Origin of the sequence: Pseudomonas sp. NBRC 111127 (genome assembly GCF_001320345.1) — a bacterium.
GTDB lineage: Bacteria > Pseudomonadota > Gammaproteobacteria > Pseudomonadales > Pseudomonadaceae > Aquipseudomonas > Aquipseudomonas juntendi.
Genome location: NZ_BCBD01000139.1, coordinates 1 through 14,579, shown reverse-complemented (window position 1 = coordinate 14,579; position 14,579 = coordinate 1). Strand labels below are relative to the sequence as shown.

At 64.5% G+C, this 14,579-nt stretch carries 13 protein-coding genes and 1 pseudogene; 12 read left to right on the top strand and 2 right to left on the bottom strand.

Translation table 11 applies throughout. The features are described 5' to 3' along the window. Nucleotides 1-296 (top strand): annotated as a pseudogene (gene fadH, locus APH30_RS21095) (NADPH-dependent 2,4-dienoyl-CoA reductase); the annotation flags it as partial. A 58-nt stretch (nt 297-354) separates the two neighbouring features. After that, a complete protein-coding gene (locus APH30_RS21090; RefSeq protein WP_054913660.1) occupies nt 355-1,248 on the top strand; it encodes a 1-aminocyclopropane-1-carboxylate deaminase/D-cysteine desulfhydrase in 894 nt (297 codons plus the stop codon). On the opposite strand, the gene APH30_RS21085 is transcribed toward APH30_RS21090, so the two are convergent. Continuing rightward, a complete protein-coding gene (locus tag APH30_RS21085; RefSeq protein ID WP_009683752.1) occupies nt 1,239-1,784 on the bottom strand; it encodes a cytochrome b in 546 nt (181 codons plus the stop codon). The two genes, APH30_RS21090 and APH30_RS21085, sit on opposite strands and share 10 nt — an antisense overlap. 157 nt (nt 1,785-1,941) lie before the next feature. Further along, nucleotides 1,942-2,964, bottom strand: coding sequence for a DUF1853 family protein (locus APH30_RS21080; protein ID WP_054913659.1), 1,023 nt, complete (start codon nt 2,962-2,964; stop codon nt 1,942-1,944). Between APH30_RS21080 and APH30_RS21075 the strand changes: the two genes are divergently transcribed. The 10 genes from APH30_RS21075 to APH30_RS21030 all read left to right on the top strand — a co-directional run. After that, nucleotides 2,963-3,853: an NAD(+) kinase gene (locus APH30_RS21075; RefSeq protein WP_009683749.1), complete on the top strand. Its 891-nt coding sequence runs from the start codon at nt 2,963-2,965 to the stop codon at nt 3,851-3,853. The two genes, APH30_RS21080 and APH30_RS21075, sit on opposite strands and share 2 nt — an antisense overlap. Further along, nucleotides 3,850-4,824 carry a metallophosphoesterase gene (locus tag APH30_RS21070; RefSeq protein WP_177333767.1) on the top strand — a complete coding sequence of 325 codons (975 nt, stop codon included), beginning with the start codon at nt 3,850-3,852 and terminating at the stop codon, nt 4,822-4,824. Before APH30_RS21075 ends, APH30_RS21070 begins: the two co-directional genes overlap by 4 nt. Further along, nucleotides 4,821-5,699 carry a rhomboid family intramembrane serine protease gene (locus APH30_RS21065; protein ID WP_009683747.1) on the top strand — a complete coding sequence of 293 codons (879 nt, stop codon included), beginning with the start codon at nt 4,821-4,823 and terminating at the stop codon, nt 5,697-5,699. The genes APH30_RS21070 and APH30_RS21065 overlap by 4 nt, the downstream gene beginning before the upstream one ends. A 13-nt stretch (nt 5,700-5,712) precedes the next feature. Next, on the top strand, nt 5,713-5,973 hold the full coding sequence (locus tag APH30_RS21060) for a YeaC family protein (RefSeq protein WP_003260154.1): 261 nt from the start codon (nt 5,713-5,715) through the stop codon (nt 5,971-5,973). Next, a complete protein-coding gene (locus APH30_RS21055; RefSeq protein WP_054913657.1) occupies nt 5,970-6,800 on the top strand; it encodes a DUF2797 domain-containing protein in 831 nt (276 codons plus the stop codon). Before APH30_RS21060 ends, APH30_RS21055 begins: the two co-directional genes overlap by 4 nt. A 13-nt stretch (nt 6,801-6,813) precedes the next feature. Further along, entirely contained in the window at nt 6,814-9,483 is a 2,670-nt protein-coding gene (gene pepN, locus APH30_RS21050; protein ID WP_054913656.1) for an aminopeptidase N, read from the top strand. A gap of 265 nt (nt 9,484-9,748) precedes the next feature. Beyond that, on the top strand, nt 9,749-10,771 hold the full coding sequence (locus tag APH30_RS21045) for a YCF48-related protein (protein ID WP_054913655.1): 1,023 nt from the start codon (nt 9,749-9,751) through the stop codon (nt 10,769-10,771). A 20-nt stretch (nt 10,772-10,791) separates the two neighbouring features. Beyond that, the gene (locus APH30_RS21040) at nt 10,792-13,167 is read left to right on the top strand and encodes an RND family transporter (RefSeq protein WP_033690558.1); all 2,376 of its coding nucleotides are present in this window, start codon (nt 10,792-10,794) and stop codon (nt 13,165-13,167) included. A 97-nt stretch (nt 13,168-13,264) separates the two neighbouring features. After that, a complete protein-coding gene (locus APH30_RS21035; RefSeq protein ID WP_054905310.1) occupies nt 13,265-13,555 on the top strand; it encodes a DUF5629 family protein in 291 nt (96 codons plus the stop codon). Further along, on the top strand, nt 13,521-14,579 hold a 1,059-nt coding region (locus APH30_RS21030), incomplete at its 3' end, for a lactonase family protein (RefSeq protein WP_256222102.1). The genes APH30_RS21035 and APH30_RS21030, both read left to right, overlap by 35 nt.

Below are 14,579 nucleotides of genomic sequence, written 5' to 3'. Positions count from 1 at the left end.
CCGGCTGGATCCACCGTACCGGCTTGAAGAACAAGCGGGTGCAGATGCTCAACAGTGTCGAGTACCTGGGTATAGACGATGCCGGTTTGCACATTCGCGTTGCGGGCGGTGAGCCGCAGCTGTTGGCCGTGGACAACGTCGTGATCTGCGCCGGGCAGGAGCCGCTGCGCGAACTGCAGGATGGGTTGGTGGCTGCGGGGCAATCGGTGCATCTGATCGGCGGCGCCGACGTGGCGGCCGAGCTGGATGCCAAGCGGGCGATCAACCAAGGGTCGCGGCTGGCGGCGCAGCTCTGAGATCGGCCCGGGGCAGCCCACAGGCGCTGCCCCGGGCTTTGCCTGTAAACTGCGATCCATGCATGCATTCGACCTCCCTCAAGCCCCACTGCAACGCTTGAACCTGCCGTGGTTGCAACACGCCCAGGTGCAGGTGGCCATTCTGCGCCTGGACCTGATCGATCCGCTGATCAGCGGCAACAAGTGGTTCAAGCTCCGCCACCACCTGCAGCAGGCCGCCACTGGCAATGCCCCCGGGCTGATCAGCCTGGGTGGCAACCACTCCAACCACCTGCATGCGCTGGCTGCGGCCGGCAAGCGGTTTGGCTTCGCCACTGCCGGCCTGCTACGCGGCCATGCCCAGGACACGCCCACCGTACGGGACCTGCAGGCGCTGGGCATGCACCTGCACTGGCTGGGTTATGGCGGCTACCGCGCACGCCACCAGCCCGGTTTCTGGGAACCTTGGCAAGCGCGCTATCCGGGCTGGCAGTGCATTCCCGAAGGCGGCGGTGGGCTGGCCGGCGCGCAGGGCTGCGCGCTGATCGTGCAGCAGGCGCAGGCGCAGATCTCGGCCCTGGGCTGGCCGGACTACGATGGCTGGTGGTTGGCTGCCGGAACAGGCACTACCGTGGCTGGCCTGGCCATGGCCGAGGCGGGCGCGCGTACCGTGCATGGCGCCTTGGCGGTACCTGCAGACCACGGTGTGGCGCAAGGGGTGGCAGCACTGGCGGGCGCACATGGCTACCAGCTACACGAGGCCTGCCGAGGTGGGTTTGCCCGGTTCGACGACGAACTGCTGGCCTTCATTGCCGACTGCGAGCAGCACACGGGGGTGCCGCTGGAAGCGCTCTATACCGGCAAGGCCCTGTTGGCCCTGCGCGATCATGTCGCCGCCGGGCTGTTGGCGCCCGGCAGCCGCATGATCTTCGTGCATACCGGCGGCCTGCAAGGCCGACGTGGTTATTTGTAGGGCAGCATGCGCAACAGCGTGTTGTCGCGCACCACATAGTGGTGGTAAAGCCCGGCCAGCGCATGCAGGCCGATCAGCCAGTAGCCCCAACTGCCGACGCGCTCATGCCAGCCCTTGATGAACTTGGCCTGGTCCGGGTTCGGGCCGATCAGGTGCGGCAGCTCCAGGCCGAAGAACGGTACCGGTTTGTCGGCGGCGCTGAGGATCAGCCAGCCGGCCAGCGGCATGCCGATCATCAGCAGGTACAGTGCCAGGTGCATCAGGTGGGCAAGGCCGGTCTGCCAGGCGGGCGGCTTGGGCAGGATCGGCGGGGTAGGCCGGCTCAGGCGCATCGCCAGGCGCAACCAGACCAGCACGAAGACACTGAGGCCAAGCATGAAGTGCAGGTCTTTCATCAGGTTGCGCTCGGCGCTGTCCTTGGGGAACAGGCCACGCAGTTCGATAAGGGCGTAGACAGCGGCCAGCAGCACCAGCATCAGCCAGTGCAGGGCAATGGACAGGCGTGCGTAATGCGGTGCTGGGGTGGATGAAACCATGATCAGTCCTCGTCATCAGGTTTGAATAGCGCTCTTGTTGGCGCTCAGGTGTCACTTTAATGGCTACCGGCAGCAGATAGTTGCGCCAGGCCTGTGAAAATTGTGTTGCCTGCACGGGCTTTTGTGCGGGCCAGCCTTGACCTGCGTCAGGCCTGCATCAATCACTGCGTAGCTGCGGCCAATTGTCAGCCACCAGAAACACCCGTTCGGCTTCCTGCCAGGCGCCATCGGCCTCCTGCTCAAGCCTTACCAGCAGTTGCGCCGGGGCCTGCGGGTCCAGCACATGCAGCCACGCTGCAAACTGCTCTGCCTGCCAGCATTGCGCCGCTTCGACCCGCGCTGGCGCCAGCCATGCGCTGCGCGGCAGCGGTTGCCAGCGCTCGCCAACCGCCATGGCCCAATCCCGCCGCCTGACCCAGCGCCCGCGCAGGTGCTGCGGGTTGGCGCCTTCCGGTTCCTCGGCATGCCCAGGCCACGGATAGAACAGATAGCCCCCCAGCCACATATGCGCCTGCACCTGCTGCGCCCCAAGCCGGGCTAGCGCCTGCTGGCTGTGCGCCCCCCGCGACATCGGCAACTGGTGCTGCGCCAGGTGGGCCAGCTTGGCCCCTAGCCGGTCATGACAGCCTGGCCCCAGCCAGGCCTGGGTATCGTGCCCGCCACCGGGCGGGCCCAGGTACAGCTTGATCGCCAATTCCAGGTGGTGGACCCCGTCTGCATCACGCAGCAGTACATCCAGCTCGCCCAAGGTCAGGCCGCCCTCGCGAATGGCCAGGTTGGCGGCCAGCAGTTCAATGCCCGGTGCGTGGCGCAGGGCGAATTGCCACAGGCGTTCGTAGTAAAGCCCCAGGCGCCGGCTGCCCAGTTTCGCCAGCCAATCGCGCAGCGGATGGTCATCCTTATCCAGCGCCCGCAGCCACTGCTCCAGGCGGTGCGGCTGCTGTGCCCACAGGCTGCCCGCCAGCGGGTGGCGCTGAGGGCAGGGCGTGCCAGCGAGCAAGGGCGGCGACAGCACTGCCCAGGCCAGGTCGCGTACGGCCGGGCGCTGCAGTTGCCGGGGCAGATCGTGGAGTTGGCTGAAGGGTGTCATCCTGCGAGCATAGCCGGTTTGCCGCTGCCCGGTGGTTTCGCCCATAATCGGCGCATAGTCACCCGCCGCAGAGCCTTGCAGGAGCCCCATGGAGCAATTTCGCAATATCGGTATCATCGGTCGCCTCGGCAGCTCGCAGGTGCTCGACACCATCCGCCGACTGAAAAAATTCCTCCTCGACCGCCACCTGCACGTGATTCTCGAGGACACCATTGCCGAAGTGCTGCCCGGGCACGGCTTGCAGACCTCCACGCGCAAGCTGCTGGGCGAAGTCTGCGACCTGGTCATCGTGGTGGGCGGCGACGGCAGCCTGCTCGGCGCCGCCCGGGCCCTGGCCCGTCACAACATTCCGGTGCTGGGCATCAACCGGGGCAACCTGGGCTTTCTCACCGACATCCGCCCCGACGAGCTGGAAGAGAAGGTCGCCGAGGTGCTCGACGGCCACTACCTGGTGGAAAACCGCTTCCTGCTGCAGGCCGAGGTCCGCCGCCATCACGAAGCCATTGGCCAGGGCGATGCGCTGAACGACGTGGTGCTGCACCCGGGCAAGTCCACGCGCATGATCGAGTTCGAAATCTATATCGACGGCCAGTTCGTCTGCAGCCAGAAGGCCGACGGCCTGATCGTTGCCACCCCCACCGGCTCCACCGCCTACGCGTTGTCGGCTGGCGGCCCGATCATGCACCCCAAGCTGGACGCCATCGTCATCGTGCCGATGTACCCGCACACCCTGTCGGGGCGGCCGATCGTGGTCGACGGCAACAGCGAACTGAAGATCGTGGTGTCCAAGGACCTGCAGATCTACCCGCAGGTTTCCTGTGATGGCCAGAACCATTTCACCTGCGCCCCCGGCGACACCATCACGGTCAGCAAAAAGCCGCAGAAGCTGCGCCTGATCCACCCGCTCGACCACAATTACTACGAGGTCTGCCGCACCAAGCTTGGTTGGGGCAGCCGCCTGGGGAGCAGTGACGACTGATGCTCGACCCGGCGCGCAGTTTCGACATCATCGGCGACGTGCACGGTTGTGCGCATACCCTTGAACGCCTGCTCGATACCCTCGGCTACAAGCGCGTGGCCGGCGTGTGGCGCCACCCACGGCGCCAGGCGCTGTTCCTCGGCGACATCGTCGACCGTGGGCCACGCATCCGCGAGGCCCTGCACATCGTCCACGACATGGTCGAGGCTGGCCAGGCGTTCTGCATCATGGGCAACCACGAGTACAACGCCCTGGGCTGGGTCACGCCGGCGCTGCCCGGCAGCGGCAAGGCCTTCGTCCGCGAGCACACTCCGCGGCACGCCCGGCTGATCGACGAAACCCTGGCCCAGTTCGCCCAGCACCCCGCTGACTGGCACGACTTCCTCAACTGGTTCTACCAACTGCCGTTGTTCATCGATGCCGGGCGTTTCCGCCTGGTACACGCCTGCTGGGACCGGCAACTGATCGAGCCGCTGCGCCAGCAGTACCCCGACGGGCGCATCGATGAGCACTTCATCCAGGCTTCTGCCGTGAGCAACAGCTTCGCCGCCACCGTGTGCAACCGCCTGTTGCGCGGTACCGACATGCGCCTGCCCGACGGCCTGACCTTGACCGGCGGCGACGGCCTGACGCGCGCCTTCTTCCGCACCAAGTTCTGGGAGGAAGACCCGCAAACCTACGGCGACATCGTGTTCCAGCCTGATGCCCTGCCGGCCGAGGTGGCCAATGCGCCCCTCAGCCACAGCCAGAAAAATGCCTTGCTGCGTTATGCCGAAGACGAGCCGATGCTGTTCGTCGGCCACTACTGGCGCAGCGGCAACCCCGCGCCGATTCGCCCCAACCTGGCCTGCCTGGACTACAGCGCGGTGCTGTACGGCAAGCTGGCGGCCTACCGGCTGGATGACGAAACCCGCATCGACCCGCACAAGTTCGTGTGGGTCGACGTCGACCGCCCACAGGCCAACCAATGAACATAATCGAAGTGATGCGCCTGCCGCTGTCGGTCGACCTCAGCGGCTTCATTCACATGCTGCAGCGCCTGCAGGTGCCGCACCGGGTCAGCGAAGAGGGGGACGTGCAGGTACTCTGGGCGCCCGACACCCTGGCCGAAGACGTCCGCGAACTTTACCAGCGCTACCCGCAAGGCAACGCCGAGCTGTCGGCTGCCCCCGAGCCGGTGGCAGCGGGCATGGCCGCGAAAGTGCCGTCCCTGGCAGAACAGGCCCGGGCCTGCAAGGTCACCACGCTCACCCTGCTGGCGTGCTTCATCGTCGCCGGCCTGACCAGCCTGGGCGACAACTTCACCACCATCAGCTGGTTTACCTTCCTCGACTTCCGGGTGCAGGGCGACTACCTGTATTTCACCCCGCTGGCAGAAACCCTCGACCAAGGGCAATGGTGGCGGTTGGTATCACCCATGCTGCTGCACTTCGGCGTGCTGCATCTGGCCATGAACAGCTTGTGGTACTGGGAGCTGGGCAAGCGCATCGAGCTGCGCCAGGGCCCCTGGATGCTGCTGGGCCTGACCCTGCTGTACAGCCTGGTCTCCAACCTGGCGCAGCACTACACCAGCGGGCCGAGCCTGTTCGGCGGGCTGTCTGGCGTACTGTACGGCCTGCTGGGGCATGTATGGCTGTTCCAGTGGCTGGCACCGAACCGTTACTTCAACTTGCCCAAGGGTGTGCTGGTGATGATGCTGATCTGGCTGGTGGTGTGCCTGACCGGTGTGGTCGGCAGCCTCGGCCTTGGCCAGATCGCCAACGCCGCCCACGTTGGCGGGCTGCTCATCGGATGCCTGACCGGGCTCTTGGGTGGGGCGCTGGCCCGGCGTAAACTGTCGGCTTGAATCAGGAGACTGTATGTCCACTTTCGCGCAAATGATTGAAAACATCACCCCGGAAATCTACGAAAGCCTGAAGCTGGCCGTGGAAATCGGCAAATGGTCGGATGGCCGCAAGCTCACCGCCGAGCAGAAAGAGCTGTCGCTGCAGGCCGTGATCGCCTGGGAGATGAAAAACCTGCCAGAAGACCAGCGCACCGGTTACATGGGCCCGCAGGAATGCGCGTCGAAGTCTGCGCCGATCGCCAACATTCTGTTCAAGTCGGACTCGGTACATTGATCGAACTCGCTCGTGGCTCGTTGAGCAAAATGGCGGTGAGCCTGCAGGCGCCGGTGGTGCAGTACAGCTTCCGCCTGGGTGACACGCAGGTGCCGGTCAACCCGCTGATCGGCCAGCGCCTGCGCCTGGAATACCTTGGCGCCATTCACTGCAGCCATTGCGGCAAGCGCACCAAGACCAGCTTCAGCCAAGGTTACTGCTACCCGTGCATGACCCGGCTGGCCCAGTGCGATGTGTGCATCATGGCCCCGGAAAAATGCCACTACGAGGCCGGCACCTGCCGTGAACCGGCCTGGGGCGAACAGTTCTGCATGACTGACCACGTGGTCTACCTGGCCAACTCGTCAGGGATCAAGGTCGGCATCACCCGCGCCAGCCAACTGCCCACCCGGTGGCTCGACCAAGGGGCCAGCCAGGCCCTGCCGATCATGCGCGTGGCTACCCGCCAGCAGTCTGGCCTGGTCGAAGACGTGCTGCGCAGCCAGGTGCCCGACCGCACCAACTGGCGTGCACTGCTCAAGGGCGATGCCGAGGTGCTCGACCTGGCGGCCATTCGTGAGCAGGTATTCGACGCGTGCGCCGAGCGCCTGGGCGAGCTGCAGGGGCGTTTCGGGCTGCAGGCGATCCAGCCGCTGCCGGACGCCGAAGTGGTGCAGATCAACTACCCGGTCCAGGCCTACCCGCACAAGATCGTCAGCTTCAACCTGGACAAGGACCCGGTCGCCGAAGGCACGCTGCTGGGCATCAAGGGCCAGTACCTGATCTTCGACACCGGTGTGATCAATATTCGCAAGTACACGGCCTACCAGTTGGCCGTGCTCCAGTAAAAAGGACCTGCACATGCGCACCGAACAACCGCAAGTGATCTACCTGAAGGATTACCAGGCGCCCGAGTACCTGATCGACGAGACGCACCTGACCTTCGAGCTGTTCGAGGACCACACCCTGGTTCACGCGCAGCTGGTGATGCGTCGCAACCCGGCACGCGGTGCCGGCTTGCCGCCGCTGGTGCTCGATGGCCAGCAGCTGGAGCTGCTGCGTGCCGCGCTGGATGACCGGGAATTGCAGGCCACCGATTACCAGCTGGACGGTGACAGCCTGACCGTGCAGCCGCAAGCCGAGCACTTCACCCTCGACACCAGCGTGAAGATCCACCCGGAAAGCAACACTGCGCTCGAAGGTTTGTACAAATCCGGCAAGATGTTCTGCACCCAGTGCGAGGCCGAGGGTTTCCGCAAGATCACCTATTACCTCGACCGCCCGGACGTGATGAGCAGCTTCACCACCACGGTGATCGCCGAGCAGCATCGCTACCCGGTGCTGCTGTCCAACGGTAACCCCACCGGCAGCGGGCCGGCCGAGGACGGCCGCCACTGGGCCACCTGGGAAGACCCGTTCAAGAAGCCAGCCTACCTGTTCGCCTTGGTGGCCGGTGACCTGTGGTGCGTCGAAGACACCTTCACGCGCCAGTCGGGCCGTGATGTGCTGCTGCGCATCTATGTCGAGCCAGAGAACCTGGACAAGTGCGACCACGCCATGGTCAGCCTGAAGAAGTCGATGCGTTGGGACGAGGAAGTCTACGGCCGTGAATACGACCTGGACATCTTCATGATCGTTGCCGTCAACGACTTCAACATGGGCGCCATGGAAAACAAGGGCCTGAACATCTTCAACTCCAGCTGTGTGCTGGCCCGCGCCGAAACGGCCACCGATGCCGCGCATCAGCGTGTCGAAGGTGTGGTCGCCCACGAGTATTTCCACAACTGGTCGGGCAACCGCGTCACGTGCCGCGACTGGTTCCAGCTGTCGCTGAAGGAAGGGTTCACGGTGTTCCGCGATGCCGAGTTCAGTGCCGACATGAACTCGCGCACGGTCAAACGCATCGAGGACGTGGCCTACCTGCGTACTCACCAGTTTGCCGAAGATGCCGGCCCCATGGCCCACCCCGTGCGCCCGGACAGCTTCATCGAGATTTCCAACTTCTACACCCTGACAGTGTACGAGAAGGGCGCCGAAGTGGTGCGCATGGTCCGCACCTTGCTGGGTGCCGATGGTTTCCGCAAAGGCAGCGACCTGTATTTCGAGCGCCACGATGGCCAGGCGGTGACCACCGACGACTTCATCAAGGCCATGGAAGACGCCAACGGCGTGGACTTTACCCAGTTCAAGCGCTGGTACAGCCAGGCAGGCACCCCGCGCCTGGAAGTCAGCGAAGCGTACGACGCCGCCGCCCAGACCTACAGCCTGACGTTCCGCCAAAGCTGCCCGCCCACCCCGGACAAGGCCGAGAAGCTACCGTTCGTGATCCCGGTGGAGTTGGGCCTGCTGGATGCTGCCGGCAACGACCTGCCGCTGCAACTGGCAGGCGAAGGCGCCGCCACGGCGGCCGAACCAGCCACCAGTCGGGTGCTGTCGGTGACCGAGGCCGAGCAGACCTTCACCTTCCAGGGTATCCAGGCCAAGCCGCTGCCGTCGCTGCTGCGTGGCTTCAGCGCCCCGGTCAAGCTCAGTTTCCCGTACGACCGCGACCAGTTGATGTTCCTGATGCAACATGACAGCGATGGTTTCAACCGCTGGGAAGCGGGCCAGCAGCTGGCGGTCCAGGTGTTGCAGGAACTGATCGGCCAGCACCAGCGTGGCGAAGCCCTGAAACTGGACCAGCGCCTGATCACGGCCTTGGGCACGGTACTGGGCAACCCGTCGCTGGACCCGGCCATGGTTGCCGAAATGCTCTCGCTGCCGGGTGAGGCCTACCTCACCGAAATCAGCCAGGTGGCCGACGTGGACGCCATCCATGCCGCCCGCGAGTTCGCCCGCCAGCAGATCGCCGAGCAACTGTTCGACGCGTTGTGGGCGCGCTACCAGGCCCACCGCGAAGCCTCGCGCAGCACTGCCTATGTGGCCTCGGCCGAGCACTTCGCCCGCCGCAGCCTGCAGAACATCGCCCTGTCGTACCTGATGCTGAGCGGCAAGCCGCACGTGCTGGAAGCGACCCTGGAGCAGTTCGAGCACTGCGACAACATGACCGAGCGCCTGACCGCGCTGGCGGTGCTGGTCAACTCGCCGTTCCAGGCCGAGCGGGCGAAAGCGCTGGAGGCGTTCGCCGAGCACTTCAAGGACAACCCGCTGGTGATGGACCAGTGGTTCAGCGTGCAGGCGGCCAGCACCTTGCCGGGCGGGCTGGCGCGGGTCAAGGCGTTGATGCAGCACCCGGCGTTCACCCTGAAGAACCCCAACAAGGTGCGTGCGCTGATCGGTGCGTTTGCCGGGCAGAACCTGGTCAACTTCCATGCCGCCGATGGTTCTGGCTACCGTTTCCTGGCTGACCTTGTGATCGAACTGAATGCGCTGAACCCGCAGATCGCTTCGCGTCAGCTGGCGCCGCTGACACGCTGGCGCAAGTATGACGAGGCGCGTCAGGCGCTGATGAAGGGCGAGCTGGAGCGGATTCTGGCTTCGGGTGAGCTGTCCAGTGATGTGTATGAAGTGGTGAGCAAGAGCCTGGCTTGATGCTTCTGTAGCCTGGGCTGGCCTCTTCGCGGGTGAACCCGCTCCTACAGGAACTGCACTGCTTTCATGGGCGGTGCGGTGCCTGTAGGAGCGGGTTCACCCGCGAAGCTTTTCAGGCCGACAACAAAACATAACACCCCGCCCGTTGTAATCCCGCGAACATCCCCGCTACGATCCCTTCAAGCTGTTGCAGGCCTCTAGATCAGGCTTTTCGCAGTGCCTGCAATGCATTGACCCGCCGAATAAAAACACCAAGGGGACAGTCATGAGGGAACACAACAGGCGCCGCGCCTGGCCATTGGCAGCGGCATTGGCGCTGGCACTGGGCGCGTGGGCCGGCAGCGTGCAAGCCGCCAGTGCCGACCAGTACTCCACCGAATCGGCCAAGGCCAGCCAGAGCCTGTTGATCGGCGCCACCCACGCCGGCAAGCGCCTGGTGGTGGTCGGTGATCGCGGCCATATCCTGTTTTCCGACGACCAGGGCAACACCTGGACCCAGGCCCGAGTACCTACCCGGCAGTTGCTCACGGCGGTGTTCTTCATCGACGACAAGCGCGGCTGGGCCGTCGGCCATGACGCCCAGGTGCTCACCAGCAGCGACGGCGGCGCCACCTGGACCAAGCAGTTCGAAGACCTTGCCCGTGAAGCGCCGTTGCTGGATGTCACCTTCCTGGATGCCCGGCATGGCTTTGCCGTGGGCGCCTACGGGGCCTTCCTGGAAACCACTGACGGCGGCCAGCACTGGCAGGACGTGGCCGAGCGCCTGGACAACCCCGACCAGTTGCACCTCAACGGCATCACCCAGGTGCGCGATGCCGGCCTGTTCATCGTTGGCGAGCAGGGCGGCATGTTCCGCTCAGGGGATAACGGCCAGACCTGGGCCAAGGTGCAAGGCCCCTACGAGGGCTCGCTGTTTGGCGTGATCGGTACCCGTTCACCCCGCACCCTGCTGGCCTACGGCCTGCGCGGCAACCTGTTCCGTTCAGCCGACTTCGGTGACAGCTGGCAGCAGGTCGAACTGAAGGCCGCGCGCGGCAGCCTGGAATTCGGCCTGGCTGGCGCTGCGCTGCTGGCTGATGGCGCCCTGGTGCTGGTCGGCAACGGCGGCAGCGTGCTGCGCAGTACTGACGATGGCCAGACCTTCAGCGTGTACAACCGTGGCGACCGCATCGCCCTGGCCGGCGTCAGTGGCCTGGCCAGTGGCGGCCTGCTGCTGGTGGGCCAGGGCGGTGTGCACCTGGCAACCGCGCAGGGTGCCGATCGCATTGCCGAGGAGCCGCGCCAATGACCAGCCGGGAGAGCATCACCATGCATCCGCATCACCAGGACAAGCCTACGCTGCTCGAACGGCTGATCTTCAACAACCGCCCCGTGGTCATCGCCCTGTGCGTGCTGATCAGTATTTTCCTGTTCTGGCAGGCGACGCAGATTCGCCCCTCCACCAGTTTCGAGAAGATGATCCCGCTGCAGCACCCGTTCATCGAGCAGATGATGGAGCACCGCAATGACCTGGCCAACCTCGGCAACACCGTGCGCATCTCGGTGGAGGCGGTCAAGGGTGACATTTTCGACAAGGATTACATGGAGACCCTGCGCCAGATCCATGACGAGGTGTTTTACCTGCCTGGCGTCGACCGTGCCGGGCTGAAGTCGCTGTGGAGCCCCAGCGTGCGCTGGAGCGAGGTCACGGAAGAGGGCTTTTCCGGTGGCGAGGTGATTCCCAACACCTACAACGGCTCCCAGGACAGCCTGGATACCCTGCGCGACAATGTGCTCAAGTCCGGCCAGGTCGGGCGGCTGGTCGGCAACAACTTCAAGTCCAGTATCATCGATGTGCCACTGCTGGAAAGCTACCCTGACCCGCAGGACCCCAGCCGGCTGCTGAAACTGGATTACCAGCAGTTCTCGCACCTGCTGGAAGAGAAGGTGCGTGACAAGTTCCAGGCGCAGAACCCCAATGTGAAAGTGCACATTGTCGGCTTTGCCAAGAAGGTCGGTGACCTGATCGACGGCCTGGTGATGGTGGCGATGTTCTTCGGCGTCGCCCTGGTGATCACCTGGGTGCTGTTGTACTGGTTCACCTGGTGTATCCGCAGCACCATCGCCGTGCTCATCACCACCCTGGTGGCGGTGGTCTGGCAACTGGGGCTGATGCACGCGGTGGGTTTCGGCCTGGACCCGTACTCGATGCTGGTGCCGTTCCTGATCTTCGCCATTGGCATTTCCCACGGGGTGCAGAAGATCAACGGCATCGCCTTGCAGTCGAGTGACGCCGACAACGCGCTCACCGCTGCACGGCGAACGTTCCGGCAGTTGTTCCTGCCGGGCATGATCGCCATCCTGGCCGATGCGGTGGGCTTCATCACCCTGCTGATCATCGACATCGGGGTGATTCGCGAGCTGGCCATCGGCGCGTCCATCGGGGTGGCGGTGATCGTGTTCACCAACCTGATCCTGCTGCCGGTCGCCATCTCCTATGTCGGTATCAGCAAGAAGGCCATCGAACGCAGCAAGAAGGACGCCACCCGCGAACACCCGTTCTGGCGCCTGCTGTCGAACTTTGCCAGCGCCAGGGTGGCGCCGGTGTCGGTGGCGCTGGCGCTGCTCGCCTTCGGCGGGGGGCTGTGGTACAGCCAGAACCTGAAAATCGGCGACCTCGACCAGGGCGCGCCGGAGCTACGCCCCGACTCGCGCTACAACCAGGACAACAACTTCGTCATCAGCAACTACTCGACCAGTTCCGATGTGCTGGTGATCATGGTCAAGACGCCGGCCGAGCAGTGTTCCATCCACTCGACCATGACCCCGATCGACGAGCTGATGTGGACCATGGAAAACACCCCCGGGGTCCAGTCGGCGATCTCCCTGGTCACCGTGTCCAAGCAGGTGATCAAGGGCATGAACGAGGGCAGCCTGAAATGGGAAACCCTGTCGCGCAACCCCGACATCCTCAACAACTCCATCGCCCGTGCCGATGGGCTGTACAACGGTGACTGCTCGCTGGCGCCGGTACTGGTGTTCCTCAACGACCACAAGGCCGAAACCCTGGAGCGGGTCACGGCGGTAGCCCAGGCGTTTGCCGACAGCCACAACAAGGAGGGCCTGCAGTTCCTGCTGGCAGCAGGCAATGCCGGGATCGAGGCCGCGACCAACGAGGTGATCAAGTCGGCCGAACTGACCATCCTGATCCTGGTGTACATCTGTGTGGCAGTGATGTGCCTGATCACCTTCCGCTCGTTGGCCGCTACCCTGTGCATCGTTCTGCCGCTGGTGCTGACCTCGGTGCTGGGTAATGCGCTGATGGCCTACATGGGCATCGGTGTGAAGGTGGCCACCTTGCCGGTGGTGGCGCTGGGCGTGGGCATTGGCGTTGACTACGGCATCTACATCTATAGCCGCCTGGAAAGTTTCCTGCGCGCCGGGTTGCCGTTGCAGGAGGCGTATTACCAGACCCTGCGCTCGACCGGCAAGGCAGTGCTGTTCACCGGGCTGTGCCTGGCCATTGGTGTGTGCACCTGGATCTTCTCGGCGATCAAGTTCCAGGCCGACATGGGCCTGATGCTGACCTTCATGTTGCTCTGGAACATGTTCGGGGCGTTGTGGCTGCTGCCGGCCCTGGCGCGGTTCCTGATCAAGCCGGAGAAAATGGTGGGCAAGCAAGGGGGGTCGATTTTCGCCCATTGAAGGCAGGGGGCCGCGTTGCGGCCCAATCGCCGGCAAGCCAGCTCCCACAGGGATGTCACAGGGTTATACTGGCAGCACTTCCCTGACAGGTAACCCAATGTCCTCCCTCAGCCACGCCCTGCAGTCCTGCGACATGCTCCTGATCGACGGCCTGCACGCCTTCGAGTTCACCGCCGATACCACTGGCCTGCGCGTCGAGTGCATGGACGGCCGCCAACTCCGCCGCTGGTCGTTTACCCCCGAGCAGGTCGCCGCGGCGACCGCCATGGGTGACGAGTGGCAACTGGACGATGCCAATGGCGCGCATCGGCTAGTCTGCATGAGTGCCTTTCGCGCCCCGGATGAAGACCAAGATGAACCGCACCTGGACGACCCTGCTGACCGCTAGCCTGATGAGCCTGACTATCCCGACCCACGCCGCGACCCTGCTGGTGGGCAGCTATACCGATGGTGCCAGCCAGGGTATCTACCGCTACCAGTTCGACGAACAACGGGGCCACATCGACCCTACCCCGCAGCAAGTGGTGAAAAGTGTCAGCCCGTCGTGGCTGGTGCTGTCGGCCGACCGCCGCCTGCTGTTCGCTGTCAATGAAACCCCGGGCGGCAATGCCAGCAGTTTCAGTGTCAGTGCAAAGGGCGACATCAACCCGCTCAACCAGGTGGCCAGCCAAGGCGACGAGCCAACCCACGCCAGCCTCAGCCATGACCAGCGCTACCTGTTCGTGGCCAACTACGCGGTCAACCCTGACCCCGGCGGCAGCCTGGCAGTGATGCCGGTAGCCAGGGACGGTCAGCTCAAGCCGGTCGTGCAGCAACTGCGACACCGGCCCAGTGGCGTCAACCGCGAGCGCCAGGCGGGGGGGCATGTGCATTCACTGGTGTCGTCACCCAATGGGCAGTATCTGTACGCCTGCGACCTTGGTGCCGACAAGGTATTCATCTACCGCTACGACGGCGCCAGCCCGGACCAGCCGCTGAGCCCAGCCACGCCGGCGTCGGTGGCGTTGCCGCCAGGCAGCGGACCACGCCACCTGCTGTTCGATGCCACTGGGCAGCATGCCTACCTCACGTTGGAAATGAGCGGTGAAGTGGTGATGTTCGATGTCAACGGTGCGGGCCTGACCGAGGGTCAGCGCCTGGCACTGACCGAAGACTCGGCGTCGAAGGCCAAGGCGGCGGGCGGGTTGCACCTGTCGGCCGACGGGCACTTCCTGTACGTGAGCAATCGCGGTACAGCGAATGAAATCGTGGTGTTTGCGGTTGGCAAGGGCGACGGCAAGCTGACGTTTGTGCAGCGCCGCGCCGTGGAAGGCGACCACCCCCGCGAGTTTGCCCTGGACCCCAGCAACCGCTTCCTGCTGGTGGCCAACCAGAAGAGCAACCAGATCGTGGTCATGCGCCGTGACGCCAAG

Excerpts from the sequence above, each read along its gene's own strand:
- APH30_RS21090 (WP_054913660.1), top strand. The coding sequence starts at position 355 with ATGCATGCATTCGACCTCCCTCAAGCCCCACTGCAACGCTTGAACCTG.
- APH30_RS21085 (WP_009683752.1), bottom strand. The coding sequence starts at position 1,784 with ATGGTTTCATCCACCCCAGCACCGCATTACGCACGCCTGTCCATTGCC.
- APH30_RS21075 (WP_009683749.1), top strand. The coding sequence starts at position 2,963 with ATGGAGCAATTTCGCAATATCGGTATCATCGGTCGCCTCGGCAGCTCG.
- APH30_RS21080 (WP_054913659.1), bottom strand. The coding sequence starts at position 2,964 with ATGGGGCTCCTGCAAGGCTCTGCGGCGGGTGACTATGCGCCGATTATG.
- APH30_RS21065 (WP_009683747.1), top strand. The coding sequence starts at position 4,821 with ATGAACATAATCGAAGTGATGCGCCTGCCGCTGTCGGTCGACCTCAGC.
- APH30_RS21060 (WP_003260154.1), top strand. The coding sequence starts at position 5,713 with ATGTCCACTTTCGCGCAAATGATTGAAAACATCACCCCGGAAATCTAC.
- pepN (WP_054913656.1), top strand. The coding sequence starts at position 6,814 with ATGCGCACCGAACAACCGCAAGTGATCTACCTGAAGGATTACCAGGCG.
- APH30_RS21045 (WP_054913655.1), top strand. The coding sequence starts at position 9,749 with ATGAGGGAACACAACAGGCGCCGCGCCTGGCCATTGGCAGCGGCATTG.
- APH30_RS21040 (WP_033690558.1), top strand. The coding sequence starts at position 10,792 with ATGCATCCGCATCACCAGGACAAGCCTACGCTGCTCGAACGGCTGATC.
- APH30_RS21035 (WP_054905310.1), top strand. The coding sequence starts at position 13,265 with ATGTCCTCCCTCAGCCACGCCCTGCAGTCCTGCGACATGCTCCTGATC.